This is a genomic window from Rhizorhabdus argentea (genome assembly GCF_037861105.1).
GTDB lineage: Bacteria > Pseudomonadota > Alphaproteobacteria > Sphingomonadales > Sphingomonadaceae > Rhizorhabdus > Rhizorhabdus argentea.
Window position 1 is genome coordinate 94,649 of record NZ_JBANFK010000011.1, and the last position, 13,021, is coordinate 107,669.

A 13,021-nucleotide genomic window follows, 5' to 3' on the forward strand; every position below is an offset into this window, starting at 1 on the left:
CCCTCACCCCAACCCTCTCCCGCATGCGGGAGAGGGCTCTGTTCTGCTTACTCCGCGGCCTCGGCCAGGCCGTCGTCGGGCGTGTCGACGATCGACGACAGTTCGACGTTGAGGCCAAGCGACCGCATTTCCTTGACGAGCACGTTGAAGCTCTCCGGAATGCCGGCCTCGAAGGTGTCGTCGCCCTTGACGATCGCCTCATAGACCTTGGTGCGGCCGACCACGTCGTCCGACTTCACCGTCAGCATCTCCTGCAGCGTGTAGGCGGCGCCGTAGGCCTGGAGCGCCCAGACCTCCATTTCGCCGAAGCGCTGGCCGCCGAACTGTGCCTTGCCGCCCAGTGGCTGCTGGGTGACGAGGCTGTACGGCCCGATCGAGCGTGCGTGGATCTTGTCGTCGACCAGATGGTGAAGCTTGAGCATGTAGATGTAGCCCACGGTCACCTTGCGGTCGAACATGTCGCCGGTGCGCCCGTCGAACAGCTCCACCTGGCCGCTCTCGTCGAGCCCGGCCCTGCGCAGCATCTCCGCGACATCGGCTTCGCGCGCGCCGTCGAACACCGGCGTCGCCATCGGCACGCCGTTCTTCAGCACGGCCGCCATCTCGACGATCTGATCGAAGCTGCGCGCCTCGATTTCGGCATGATATTGCTCGCCATAGATAACCTTCAGGCGATCGACGACTGCCGCCGGCGCCTGACCACTGGTCACGTCCGGATTGGCTTCGCGCCAGCCCTCCAGCGCCTCGGTCACCTGCTTGCCCAGGCCGCGCGCGGCCCAGCCGAGATGGGTTTCGAAGATCTGGCCGACGTTCATCCGGCTCGGCACGCCGAGCGGGTTGAGCACGATGTCGACGGGGGTACCGTCGGCGAGGAACGGCATGTCCTCCTGCGGCAGGATGCGGCTGATCACACCCTTGTTGCCGTGGCGGCCGGCCATCTTGTCGCCCGGCTGCAGCTTGCGCTTCACAGCGACGAACACCTTGACCATCTTGAGCACGCCCGGGGGCAGCTCGTCGCCGCGCTGAAGCTTCTCGACGCGGTCCTCGAACTTCTTGACGATCAGACCGACGGCTTCGTCATACTGGGCCTTGACCGCTTCGAGATCCGCCTGACGCGCATCGTCTGCAACCGCAAACTTCCACCATTCGCGCTTCTCGACCTCGTCGAGCAGCGCGTCGGTGATCTCCGAGCCCTTCTTGATGCCCTTGGGGGCCGCGGTTGCCACCTGGCCGAGCAGCATCTCGCGAAGCCGGGCGTAGTTGGCGCGGTTGAGGATCGCACGTTCGTCCTCGCGGTCCTTGGTCAGGCGGTCGATCTCCTCGCGCTCGATCGCCATCGCGCGCTCGTCCTTGTCGATGCCGTGGCGATTGAACACGCGCACGTCGACGATGGTGCCCGAGACGCCCGGCGGCAGGCGCAGCGAGGTGTCACGAACGTCCGACGCCTTCTCGCCGAAGATGGCGCGGAGGAGCTTTTCCTCCGGCGTCATCGGGCTCTCGCCCTTCGGCGTGATCTTGCCGCACAGGATGTCGCCCGGCTCCACTTCGGCGCCGATATAGACGATGCCCGCCTCGTCGAGGTTGCGCAGCGCTTCCTCGCCGACGTTCGGGATATCGCGGGTGATATCTTCCGGCCCGAGCTTGGTGTCGCGGGCCATCACCTCGAACTCGTCGATGTGGATCGAGGTGAAGACGTCGTCCTTCACGATCCGCTCGGAGATCAGGATCGAATCCTCATAGTTGTAGCCGTTCCAGGGCATGAACGCGACGAGCACGTTGCGGCCCAGCGCCAGCTCGCCGAACTCGGTCGACGGGCCGTCGGCGATGATGTCGCCGGCGTTGACGATCTCGCCGACCTTCACCAGCGGACGCTGGTTGATGCAGGTCGACTGGTTCGAACGCTGGAACTTCATCAGCGTGTAGATGTCCACGCCCGACTTGCCGGCATCGACATCGCCCGAGGCGCGAACGACGATACGGGTGGCGTCGACCTGGTCGATCACGCCCGAACGGCGCGCCGCGATCGCGGCGCCCGAGTCACGGGCGACGGTCTCTTCCATGCCGGTGCCGACGAACGGCGCCTCGGCGCGAACCAGCGGCACCGCCTGGCGCTGCATGTTCGATCCCATCAGCGCGCGGTTGGCGTCATCGTTTTCCAGGAACGGGATGAGCGACGCCGCGACCGACACGAGCTGCTTGGGGCTCACGTCCATCAGGGTGATGTGCTCGCGCGGCGCGATCAGGAACTCGCCCGCTTCGCGCGACGAGATCAGGTCCTCGACGAAATGGCCTTCCGCATCGAGCTCGGCATTGGCCTGCGCGATCGTGTGCTTGGCCTCTTCCATCGCCGACAGATAGACGACCTCGTTGGTCACCTTATGGTCGATGACCTTGCGGTAGGGCGTCTCGATGAAGCCGTATTTGTTCACCCGGCTGAAGCTGGCGAGCGAGTTGATCAGGCCGATGTTCGGGCCTTCCGGCGTCTCGATCGGGCAGATGCGGCCATAATGGGTCGGATGGACGTCGCGGACCTCGAAGCCCGCGCGCTCGCGGGTGAGGCCGCCCGGCCCGAGCGCCGAGACGCGACGCTTGTGCGTCACTTCGGAGAGCGGGTTGGTCTGATCCATGAACTGCGACAGCTGCGATGAACCGAAGAACTCGCGCACCGCGGCGACCGCGGGCTTCGCGTTGATCAGGTCGTTGGGCATCGCGGTCGACACGTCGACCGACGACATGCGCTCCTTGACGGCGCGCTCCATGCGCAGCAGGCCGACGCGATACTGGTTTTCCAGCAGCTCGCCCACCGAACGGACGCGGCGGTTGCCAAGATTGTCGATGTCGTCGATCTCGCCCTTGCCGTCCTTCAGGTCGACGAGGGTCTTGACCACTGCGAGGATATCCTCCGCGCGCAGCGTCGTGATCGTGTCCTCGGCGTCGAGCTCCAGGCGCATGTTCAGCTTGACGCGGCCCACGGCCGACAGGTCGTAGCGCTCGGGATCGAAGAACAGGCCGGCGAACAGCGCCTCGGCGGTTTCCTTGGTCGGCGGCTCGCCGGGGCGCATGACGCGATAGATCTCGCTGAGCGCATGGTCGCGCTCCTCGACCTTGTCGGCCTTCAGCGTGTTGCGGATCCACGGACCGGTCGAGATATGATCGATGTCGAGCAGCTCGATATGATCGATGCCCGCCTTGTCGAGCATTTCCAGATTCTCGGGAGAAACCTCATCGCCCGCCTCGATGTAGATGCGGCCGGTGCTCTCGTCGATCAGGTCGAACGCGGAATAGCGGCCGAAGATCTGGTCGGTCGGGATGAGCAGGGTCTGAAGACCGTCCTTGCCCGCCTTGTTCGCGGCGCGCGGGCTGATCTTGGAGCCTGCCGGAAAGACGACTTCGCCGGTTTCGCCATTAACGACGTCGAACGCCGGCTTCTGGCCGCGCCAATTCTCGGAGACGAACGGAACCTTCCAGCCGCCGTCGCCGCGGACATAGGTCTGCGTCTTGTAGAAATGATTGAGGATGTCCTCGCCGTTGAGGCCGAGGGCATAGAGCAGCGACGTCACCGGCAGCTTGCGCTTACGGTCGATGCGGACGTTGACGATGTCCTTGGCGTCGAACTCGAAGTCGAGCCACGAACCGCGATACGGAATGACGCGCGCGGCGAACAGATATTTGCCCGACGCATGGGTCTTGCCGCGATCATGGTCGAACAGCACGCCCGGCGAGCGGTGCATCTGCGAGACGATGACGCGCTCGGTGCCGTTGATCAGGAAGGTGCCGTTCTGGGTCATGAGCGGCATGTCGCCCATGTAGACGTCCTGCTCCTTGATATCGAGGACCGAACGGGTGTCCGTATCCGGATCGACTTCGAACACGATGAGGCGCAGCGTGACGCGCATCGGCGCGGCATAGGTCATGCCGCGCTGGCGGCATTCCTCGGTGTCGTATTTCGGGTCTTCCAGCTCATACTGGACGAAATCGAGCTCGGCGGTGCCGGCGAAGTCGCGGATCGGGAATACCGAGCGCAGCGTCTTCTCCAGGCCCGACACATAGTTGTCGGCCGGGCGCGAGCGCAGGAACTGCTCGTAGGATTCACGCTGAACCTCGATGAGGTTCGGCATCTGCACGACTTCGTGGATGTTGCCGAAGACCTTGCGGATGCGCTTCTTGGCGGTCGCCGGAACTGCCTGGGTGGCCATTGCGTAATTTCCCTCGCGTCAAAATTTCGTCCGCATCGCAGCGGAATTCGGCCCGATTCATGTCCGAGTCGCGCGTGCGCCTCACGACAAAAAGTGCGGGTCCCGGGCTGTTGGGAACCGCACTGCCAGCGTTTGGAAAACCCCTGAAAACCTTCTCCAATTCGTCGCGGCCCGTTCGCAAGGCGGGCCGTGTCCCGGAGGGTCAAGGGCGGCACCCGCGCTCACGCGCCGAGCATCTGCCGATGTATTTGGTAGCGGCTATATAGGCGGGTGCGTAGGTTTTGGGAAGGGGGATCGACGGCTTCCTGACCGGCCCTGTCGCGGGAATGGCAAGGGGAGCGGGATCCCGGGTCAAGCCCGGGAGGACGTGGGAGAGGGCGGTGGCCCCATATCGTCATCTCGGGCTTGACCCGGGATCCCGCTTCTTCTTTGCTCGATCGAGACGGCAAGCACGAGAAGGGATGAGATGATCCGAACGCTTCTGACAGCTCTGGCCCTGTCGTTCGCCGCCCCTGCGCTCGCCGCCCCGTCGCTCCAGGACGCCACGGTCGGCCAGGCGGTCGCTGCGATGAAGCCGGGCGACTTCATCTGGGCGCCCGATGTCGCACCGGCCGGGCCGGTGGTGATCGTGGTCAGCATCGCCCAGCAGCGCGCCTACGCCTACCGCAACGGCGTCCCGATCGGCATCTCGACGGTGTCGACCGGAAAGAAGGGGCATGAGACGCCGACCGGCGTGTTCACCCTGCTCCAGAAGAATGTCGACCATAAGTCGAACCTCTATAACAGCGCGCCGATGCCCTATATGCAGCGGCTGACCTGGGACGGCATCGCCATGCACGCCGGCAACCTGCCGGGCTACCCCGCCTCGCATGGCTGCGTGCGCCTGCCGCTGGCGTTCGCGAAGCTGCTCTACGGCGTCACCAGGCTGGGCCTGACCGTGATCATCACCGCCGGCGCCGAGGTGCCGCGCTTCGCGCCGACGCCGAGCGTGCTCGCCGCCGATCCGGCCCGCGCCGCGGAAGACCTGTTCGGCGGCATGCTGTGGCAGCCCGAGCGCGCGCCGACCGGCCCGGTGTCGATCATCATCAGCTCGGCCGACAGCCGCATGCTGGTGCTGCGCAACGGCACCCCGATCGGCTCGGCACCGGTGAAGATCAAGGGCGAGGTGACCGGCACCACCGCCTACACGCTCGGCGCGATCGACGGCGACAAATACAGGTGGATGAAGCTGCCGATGCCGGGCGAGACGCTGGCCGGCCCGGTCGAGGTAACCCCCGACGAACGCGCCCGCCTGACCGTCCCCGGCGATATCCAGAAGGCGATGGCCGGCGTGGTGACGCCGGGAACGACGGTGGTGGTCACCCCGGACACGCTGCAAAGCGGCGGCGCGGGCAAGAAGATGACGGTGATGACCGCGGGGAAGTGAGGCGGGATGACAATGGCAATCAACGGGCTGAGCCACATCACCCTGGCGGTAACCGACGTGCAGCGTTCCCTCGACTTCTATCGGGATATTCTGGGCTGTTCGGTCCGCGCCGTCTGGGCGGACGGTGCTTATCTCGAAGCCGGGTCTCTATGGCTCTGCCTGTCGCAGGATGAGCGAGCTTCCCCGACGCCGCGCCGCGATTACACGCATATCGCCTTCACCGTGGGAGCGAGCGACTATGCTGCGCTCAGCGAACGGCTCATCAACACATGTACGCTGTGGAAGGATAATCGGAGCGAGGGTGATTCAACCTATTTCCTCGATCCCGACGGCCACAAGCTGGAGTTGCACATGGGATCTCTGGAAACGAGGCTCGCACATTACCGCGCGAACGCTGCAAAGGGCGTCACTATACTGGACGTGTGACGGAGGCTAAACGCCGACAATCCGGCGCAGGCATGCCGTAACGGTTGCACCCACGAGCGGAAGATCCCAAAAGTCTGGGATGAATCCTGACCAGCCCTCGAATCCGACGCCCAATCGCCGCATCGCTCTGTTGATAGATGCGGACAATGTGTCGCATGCGAAGATCGCCACGATCCTTGCGGAGCTGTCGAGATATGGCACCGCCAATATCCGCCGGGCTTATGGCGACTGGGCGAGCGCGGGGCTGAAAGGCTGGAAGGACAAGCTCCACGCCTTTGCCATTCGGCCGATCCAGCAGTTCAGCTACTCGACCGGTAAGAACGCCACCGATATCGCCCTCGTCATCGATGCGATGGAGCTGCTGTACACGCAGAAACTCGATGCCTTCTGCATCGCGTCAAGCGATGCGGACTTCACGCCGCTGGTGATGCAGCTCAAGGCGAACGGCCACGACGTCTACGGCTTCGGCGAGCGGAAAACCCCCGAGCCGTTCGTGAACGCCTGCACCACCTTCCTCTACCTCGACAGTCTCGCCGATGCGGAGGTGCCGGCGCCGTCCGCCGGCCCCCGGCGTCCTGCGCGCAATGGGGCGCCCAAGGCCGACCTCACCAAAGAGGCCAGGCCCGAGCCCGTCACTGACCGGAAGCAATCGCTCGCGCAGGACGCGGCGCTGGTTATCGCTCTTCGCGGCGGCGTCGAGGCGGCGGAACGCGACGACGGCTGGGCCTTGCTGTCCACCGCCGGCAGCGCCGCCAAGCGCCAGGCACCAATCGATCCGCGCAACTATGGCGTCAGGAATTTCCCGGCTTTGTTCGAAGCGACGGGGCTGTTCGAGATCATCAGGGGCGAAAACGGCCAGACCTACGTCGCCGACAAGCGCAACAAGGACCGTACGCCACGGCCTAGCAGCTGAAGGCACTCGGCCGATCAGCCGGCATTCGATGACTCGTCGCACGCACTATGATCGTGCACTACGATGTAGCGCCATGTCCCAGAAATCACGATCGCCGTCAGCTGCATGATCGATGCTTCGCAACAATTGGAAGGGCACTGCGACCTGGGATCGCACCGGAATGCGCACGACATCCACTCCGCCAGGGTCGTCGCGTCCGAAGTCGAAGAATGCCGCGACGTCTTCCGCTGAACGCATCCGGACGGGCGCACCTTCGGCGAACTCCGGCATTTCGACGAACCGGCTTCCCGCCTCTATCAGTGGCGCATAGAGCATGTCCCACAATCCGGGATTGAGGCTGCGGGTAAACACCTGCACGCTCCGGCCGGCCAGGTCCTCGGCCTCGACCAGCGTGCGGCGCGCCCATTGATGCGATCGGTCGACCGTCACTGCCAGGCCGTAATGCGCCAGAATGATGCGCTCGAACCGTGCTGTATCGACCTCGCCCATCATGAAGGACAAGTCGATCTCCCCTGCTTCGAGTTTGGCCAGCAGAGGGAGCGACCAGGCACTTTCGAGTTCAAGGCTGATGTCGCTGTGCGCAAGAGCGAAATCATTCAACAATTCGTGCCGGTGCCGGATGACTTTGGTACTCGGCGCTGCCCCGATGCGCAGCACGCGTCGCTCGCGGCGACCTAGCTCGAGCGATAGCCGGTCCGCGGCTTGAGACAAGCGAGCCATCTCCTCCGCCACGGGTAGAAAGGCCGCGCCACGCTCGGTCAGAGAGACGCTGCGGGTCGTGCGCTCAAGCAGGCGAAAGCCAACTATGCTCTCCAGCTTGCTGAGACGTGCCGATAACCAGGGTTGCGCTACACGCAGTTGCTGCGCCGCGCGGACAAAGGATCGTTCCCGCGCGATAGCCGCAAATTCGATCATGAGCCTGGGATCGACGCGCACCGCTATCCTCGCAACTGCAGGACAAATAATGTCGAAATTCTTCTTAATCAACCTGTATTTCGGATTGGCGTCTGTCCCACCGGAAGGATAGTCCTGACCCGAAGAGCCAGATACGCGAGAAATGTAGGCTCATGCCAGTCGCCACAGTGAGGGAGAGGATATGTCGGCATCATCCGGAGCGATGGCGGACCCTTCGTATTTTGAAATTATGTCACGCTTCGGCGGGCCGGAGGCGCTGTCGTTCCTGACGATGGATGACGACGGGCATGTCAATGCCGCCGAGATCTGCTGCACGCGGGGTGCCGCCGATCCGGGTCGGGTGGGGCTGCGTCATCGCGCGCCGGACGGCACCACGCGCGACTGGACCTTCGCCGAGCTCGACCGGGAGTCGTCCCGTTTTGCCGCTGTGCTGCGGGACCTCGGCGTGACGAAGGGCGATCGCGTGGCGGGTCTGCTGCCGCGCACTGCCGAACTGCTTATCACCATATTGGCGGCATGGCGGATCGGCGCGGTGTATCAGCCGCTTTTCACCGCCTTTGGCCCGAAGGCGATCGAGCACCGGCTCAAGCTTGCCGACACGCGCGTCGTCGTGGCCGATGCGGCCAACCGGCCCAAGTTGACGGAAGTCGACACCCGCGCCTCGATCGTCACTGTCGGGGCGGCGGCCGGCAGCATGGACCGGGACTTCTGGTCCGCTGTCAAAGAACGGTCGGGCGATGTGGCGCCGGTACCGCTGGGTCTGTCCGACCCGTTCCTTATGATGTTCACCTCGGGCACCACGGGGCTGCCCAAGCCGCTGTTCATCCCACTGCGTGCGATCGCCGCCTTCGTTGGCTACATGCGGTACGCAGTCGATCTGCGCGCTGACGACCGGTTCTGGAACCTTGCTGATCCCGGCTGGGCCTATGGCCTCTATTATGCCGTCGTTGGACCGCTCGCGATGGGCATGGCAACGGTCTTCCACGAAGGCGGCTTCAGTGTCGATTCCACCTACGACACGATCATCGAATACGGGATCACCAATCTTGCGGGATCGCCGACCGCCTATCGCCAGCTTCTGGCCGCGGGACCGGAGAAGGCGGCGCGCGTCAAAGGCCAGCTACGCGCGGTCAGCAGCGCCGGCGAGCCGCTGAACCCTGAGGTGATCCGCTGGTTCGAGGAGCACCTTGATGCCAAAATCCACGACCATTACGGGCAAACGGAACTCGGCATGGTGCTGTGCAACCATCATGGCCTTTCGCATCCGGTGCGGATCGGATCGGCCGGCTATGCGGTGCCCGGTCACCGCGTCGTCATACTCTCACCCGATAACCGCGAACTGGGCGTGGGCGAACCTGGCGAATTGGCCGTGGATCGGGCGCAATCGCCGCTGATGTGGTTCACCGGTTATATAGGGCGCGATACGCCGGCGCTGACCGACGCCTATTTCCGAAGCGGAGACATGGCGGAGCTGAATGACGACGGCAGCATATCGTTCGTCGGCCGTTCGGACGACATCATCACCACCTCGGGCTATCGCGTCGGTCCCTTCGATGTCGAGAGCGCGCTGCTCGAACATCCGGGGGTGGTTGAATCGGCGGTGATTGGAAAACCTGATCCGGAGCGAACCGAGATCGTGAAGGCTTTCGTAGTGCTCAAGCCGGGATATGAGGCGGGTCCTGCGCTGGCCGAGGAACTGCGCCTCCTCGTCCGGTCTCGCCTGTCCGCGCACGCCTATCCGCGCGAGTTCGCCTTCGTCACCGATCTGCCCAAGACGCCCAGCGGCAAGTTGCAGCGCTTCGTGCTTCGCCAGCAGGAGATCGCCCAGCAGTCCTCCGCCGCATCATGACGATCAGCATAGAACCCGATCCCGCTATCTCGGCCTTCGACGCGGTCGTGGGCCGCAGATCCATCCGCCGCTTCCTGCCCGAGCCGGTGCCGGACGTGGTGGTGGACCAGATCCTCGCGGCCGCATCGCGCGCGCCTTCGGGACAGAATATGCAGCCCTGGCTGGTCCACGTCGTCACGGGCGACGCCCGCGCCCGCATGTGCCGCGTGGTGGCCGACGCGGTCCGTGCGGGCGAGCGCAGCGACGAATATGATTATTTCCCGACGGAGATTCGTGATCCCTATCGCGCACGCCGGCGCAAGGTCGGCTTCGACCTTTTTGCCATCTACGGCGTGGGACGCGACGACCATGCCGGGCGGCAAGAGGCGCTGCTGCGCAACTTCGACTTCTTCGGCGCACCGGTGGGGCTGTTCTTCACGATGGAGCGCGATTGGGGCTATGGCGCGTGGATCGACATCGGCAACTTCATGACCAATGTCATGACGCTGGCGCCCGCCTTCGGCCTCGCGACCTGCCCGCAACAGGCTTGGGCGGAATATGGCGCGGCAGTCCGCCAGGTACTGCCGGTCCCGGACGATCATGTGATCGTCTCCGGTATGGCGTTGGGGGTTCCCGACGAAGACGCGACGGTCAATAGCCTGGTGACCGAGCGCGTGGCGACCAGCGAGTTCGTCCGGCGTCATGGTTGAACCTGGATCCTTGAAGCAGGCGTGAGCGCGCTCGAAGCGGCCACGGATCCTCGGCCGGCTGCATCGATGTCGTGTCGACCCCAAGCTGCAGCGCGCACGGCCGCTGGCCTGATGATGTCGATAGCAGGGCTCCCGATCACGGCATCTGCGTTCACCCCGGACGGCGCAACCTGGCCGTCATAGTCGATCCCAAAGAAAAAGGGCGGCCCCTTGCGGAGCCGCCCTTCGTCGAAGTTCGTCCCGCCCGATCGGGCGGAAAGAAGCTTACTTGAGTTCGACGGTCGCGCCGGCTTCCTCGAGCTGCTTCTTGACCTTCTCGGCCTCGTCCTTGTTGACGCCTTCCTTGATGGCCTTCGGAGCCGACTCGACGAGAGTCTTGGCTTCGGTCAGGCCGAGGCCGGTGATCGCGCGGACTTCCTTGATCACGTTGATCTTCTTGCCGCCGTCGCCGGTCAGGATGACGTCGAATTCGGTCTTCTCTTCGGCAACCGGAGCAGCGGCGCCGGCGCCGGCAGGTGCGGCTGCAACCGCAGCAGCGGCCGAAACGCCCCACTTCTCTTCGAGGAGCTTCGAGAGCTCCGCGGCTTCGAGAACGGTCAGAGCCGAAAGGTCGTCAACAATCTTCTGAAGGTCAGCCATTTTAAGTCTCCATCAGGGCCGCTCGGGCCCAATTTGTGTCAGTCGAAACGATATCGAAAATCAGGCGTCTTCTTTCGCCGCATAAGCTGCGAACACGCGGGCCAGCTGGCCTGCGGGTGCCTGGACGATCTGGACGATCTTGGTCGCGGGCGCCTGTACGAGGCCCACGATCTTCGCGCGCAGTTCGTCGAGCGACGGCAGCTCGGCCAGCGCCTTCACGCCAGCCACGTCGAGAACCGTATCGCCCATTGCGCCGCCGACGATTTCCAACTTGTCGTTGGTCTTCGCGAAATCCACGATCACCTTTGCGGGGGCGACGGGATCGACGGAGGTGCTGAGCGCGGTCGGGCCCACCAGCAGATCGTTGATCGCTGTGTAGGCCGTGCCCTCGACGGCAATGCGGGCGAGCTTGTTCTTCGATACCTTGTAGCTGGCACCAGCTTCGCGCATCTTCAGACGCAGCGCAGTGGACTGCGCGACGGTCAGGCCGAGATTGCGGGTGACGATCACCACGCTCGTGCCCTTGAAGGTGCTCTGCAGCTCGGCGACCAGCTCGGCTTTTTGAGCTCGATCCATGCCTTACTCCTTAGAACCACCCCTGCAGCACATCCGCAGGGGCTTTGGATCACAGGACAGATACGCCGTCCCATGACCCGTCCGAGGGGTCGGTCGCCTGGCCGGGCCATGGAGGCTTCGGCAGACCCGGCCAAAACCCAAAAGGGCAGGGCCGGTAAACTTTTCCCCGTCTAGGCAGGACATTAAGCCGGGCCTGAACCTTGATCGCTTCAGGCCGAATGGCCTGCGGCGTGAATCACGGTTCCAACAACTCCCGGCACCTGCTGTCTCGGACGGTACAATCCCGGCGCTGCCTGAGCAGAGTCGGGACATGTGGGCCGGGCCCTTAAGCGATCGGCCGCGGCTTGTCGAGTCTCCGCCCCATATCGTTTCCCCGCGGAGGCCGGGGTCTCGGGCGTCTCCTGCGGCGACCTCGTCTCCTGCCAGCCAAGCCGGAGGGGTTGCCTCCCGCTTCCTCCCGTCATCCTCGCGAAAGCGGGGATCCATGGAAACGGAGCATTTGGACCTGATCGTTCCGCCGTCCATGGATTCCCGCGTTCGCGGGAATGACGATGAGGGGCGGGGCACGGCGCCGATTTCCAGGTCGAAGCGGGGGCCGCGACCCGCTCCTACAGCATCGGCGGGCGGGCCATCCCGGCATAGCGCGCATGGGTGGCGTCCAGCGCCGGCGAGGCCGTCTCCTCGGGGCCATACCAGGGCTGGGGGGCGATGCCCGTATCTTCGAACGGCAGCCGGTCGATAAGCGGCAGCACGCCGCGATATCCCTCCTTGTCGCGCCGGTCGCCGCCGATCAGCGCCTCGAACTGGTAGCGGTCGTCGGATTCCTCCACCGTCAGGCCCGCCATATAGCCGGCCTTGATCCAGAAGAAATTATACCAGCACCAGCCGAAACGGGCGGGGAACAGGCCGGCCCGGGTGAGGCCGGGATCGGCGGTCAGCGCATCGAGGTCGGCGGTCAGGCCGACATGGCTGTGCAATCGGAACAGGCCCATCTTGCTGTCGGCGAGCTGGATGATGCCCTTGCTGTGGCAATAATAGATCAGGTCGTCGGGGGCCGATCGCTCGGCGAGCGTCTTCATCGCGCGGAAGCCGGGATATTCGAACCGGTTGCGGCGATCGGCTGCGATCGAGGCGGGATCGATCCGGAAGCCATGGCGCGCTATAGCGGCCTGCACCTCGGCGTCCCAGCCTCGCGGCGCGACATAGGGCACCACCACCTCGACGGGATGTGCGGCCATGCCGATGAGGTCCGCGAGCCATTGGAGCTGCCGGTCCATGAACGCCAGCCGCTGCCGGACGGTGCCGGCATCGGTCTGCTCATCGCCAAGATAGCCAAAATAGAGGACGGACCTGGAGACGCTCATGCCGCTGGGTAAAGCCGCATCAGCGGGG

At 64.5% G+C, this 13,021-nt stretch carries 10 protein-coding genes; 5 read left to right on the plus strand and 5 right to left on the minus strand.

Features of this window, described 5'->3' with window-relative positions; genetic code table 11:
• Positions 1-47: 47 nt before the first annotated feature.
• Positions 48-4,196, minus strand: coding sequence for a DNA-directed RNA polymerase subunit beta (gene rpoB / locus AAC645_RS12110; protein WP_340316331.1), 4,149 nt, complete (start codon positions 4,194-4,196; stop codon positions 48-50).
• A 466-nt stretch (positions 4,197-4,662) separates the two neighbouring features.
• Here rpoB and AAC645_RS12115 point away from each other — a divergent pair, with 466 nt between their 5' ends.
• From AAC645_RS12115 to AAC645_RS12125, 3 genes are all read left to right on the plus strand, one after another.
• The gene (locus AAC645_RS12115; protein ID WP_340316333.1) at positions 4,663-5,622 is read left to right on the plus strand and encodes a L,D-transpeptidase; all 960 of its coding nucleotides are present in this window, start codon (positions 4,663-4,665) and stop codon (positions 5,620-5,622) included.
• 12 nt (positions 5,623-5,634) lie between these two features.
• Positions 5,635-6,048 carry a VOC family protein gene (locus tag AAC645_RS12120; RefSeq protein ID WP_422785829.1) on the plus strand — a complete coding sequence of 138 codons (414 nt, stop codon included), beginning with the start codon at positions 5,635-5,637 and terminating at the stop codon, positions 6,046-6,048.
• A 79-nt stretch (positions 6,049-6,127) separates the two neighbouring features.
• Complete coding sequence (locus AAC645_RS12125; RefSeq protein ID WP_340316337.1) at positions 6,128-6,961, plus strand: NYN domain-containing protein; 834 nt, start codon at positions 6,128-6,130, stop codon at positions 6,959-6,961.
• A 45-nt stretch (positions 6,962-7,006) separates the two neighbouring features.
• On the opposite strand, the gene AAC645_RS12130 is transcribed toward AAC645_RS12125, so the two are convergent.
• Complete coding sequence (locus AAC645_RS12130) at positions 7,007-7,948, minus strand: LysR family transcriptional regulator (protein WP_340316339.1); 942 nt, start codon at positions 7,946-7,948, stop codon at positions 7,007-7,009.
• A 157-nt stretch (positions 7,949-8,105) separates the two neighbouring features.
• Between AAC645_RS12130 and AAC645_RS12135 the strand changes: the two genes are divergently transcribed.
• Positions 8,106-9,725, plus strand: a complete 1,620-nt coding sequence (locus AAC645_RS12135; RefSeq protein ID WP_340316341.1) for an AMP-binding protein — start codon at positions 8,106-8,108, stop codon at positions 9,723-9,725.
• A complete protein-coding gene (locus AAC645_RS12140; protein ID WP_340316343.1) occupies positions 9,722-10,414 on the plus strand; it encodes a nitroreductase in 693 nt (230 codons plus the stop codon). Before AAC645_RS12135 ends, AAC645_RS12140 begins: the two co-directional genes overlap by 4 nt.
• A gap of 264 nt (positions 10,415-10,678) precedes the next feature.
• Here the strand turns inward: AAC645_RS12140 and rplL are convergent, their stop codons facing one another.
• The 3 genes from rplL to AAC645_RS12155 all read right to left on the minus strand — a co-directional run bounded on the left by rplL (position 10,679) and on the right by AAC645_RS12155 (position 12,993).
• Positions 10,679-11,053: a 50S ribosomal protein L7/L12 gene (gene rplL / locus AAC645_RS12145; RefSeq protein ID WP_340316345.1), complete on the minus strand. Its 375-nt coding sequence runs from the start codon at positions 11,051-11,053 to the stop codon at positions 10,679-10,681.
• Positions 11,054-11,113: 60 nt separating this feature from the next.
• On the minus strand, positions 11,114-11,629 hold the full coding sequence (gene rplJ / locus AAC645_RS12150) for a 50S ribosomal protein L10 (RefSeq protein ID WP_340316347.1): 516 nt from the start codon (positions 11,627-11,629) through the stop codon (positions 11,114-11,116).
• Positions 11,630-12,237: 608 nt separating this feature from the next.
• Positions 12,238-12,993 (minus strand): hypothetical protein, encoded by a 756-nt coding sequence (locus AAC645_RS12155; protein WP_340316349.1) that lies wholly within the window; start codon positions 12,991-12,993, stop codon positions 12,238-12,240.
• Between the last annotated feature and the right edge of the window lie 28 nt (positions 12,994-13,021).

What these genes read in the sequence shown, in the direction of transcription:
- rpoB (WP_340316331.1), bottom strand. Translation starts at nt 4,196, where the DNA reads ATGGCCACCCAGGCAGTTCCGGCGACCGCCAAGAAGCGCATCCGCAAG.
- AAC645_RS12115 (WP_340316333.1), top strand. Translation starts at nt 4,663, where the DNA reads ATGATCCGAACGCTTCTGACAGCTCTGGCCCTGTCGTTCGCCGCCCCT.
- AAC645_RS12120 (WP_422785829.1), top strand. Translation starts at nt 5,635, where the DNA reads ATGGCAATCAACGGGCTGAGCCACATCACCCTGGCGGTAACCGACGTG.
- AAC645_RS12125 (WP_340316337.1), top strand. Translation starts at nt 6,128, where the DNA reads ATGAATCCTGACCAGCCCTCGAATCCGACGCCCAATCGCCGCATCGCT.
- AAC645_RS12135 (WP_340316341.1), top strand. Translation starts at nt 8,106, where the DNA reads ATGTCACGCTTCGGCGGGCCGGAGGCGCTGTCGTTCCTGACGATGGAT.
- AAC645_RS12140 (WP_340316343.1), top strand. Translation starts at nt 9,722, where the DNA reads ATGACGATCAGCATAGAACCCGATCCCGCTATCTCGGCCTTCGACGCG.
- rplL (WP_340316345.1), bottom strand. Translation starts at nt 11,053, where the DNA reads ATGGCTGACCTTCAGAAGATTGTTGACGACCTTTCGGCTCTGACCGTT.
- rplJ (WP_340316347.1), bottom strand. Translation starts at nt 11,629, where the DNA reads ATGGATCGAGCTCAAAAAGCCGAGCTGGTCGCCGAGCTGCAGAGCACC.
- AAC645_RS12155 (WP_340316349.1), bottom strand. Translation starts at nt 12,993, where the DNA reads ATGAGCGTCTCCAGGTCCGTCCTCTATTTTGGCTATCTTGGCGATGAG.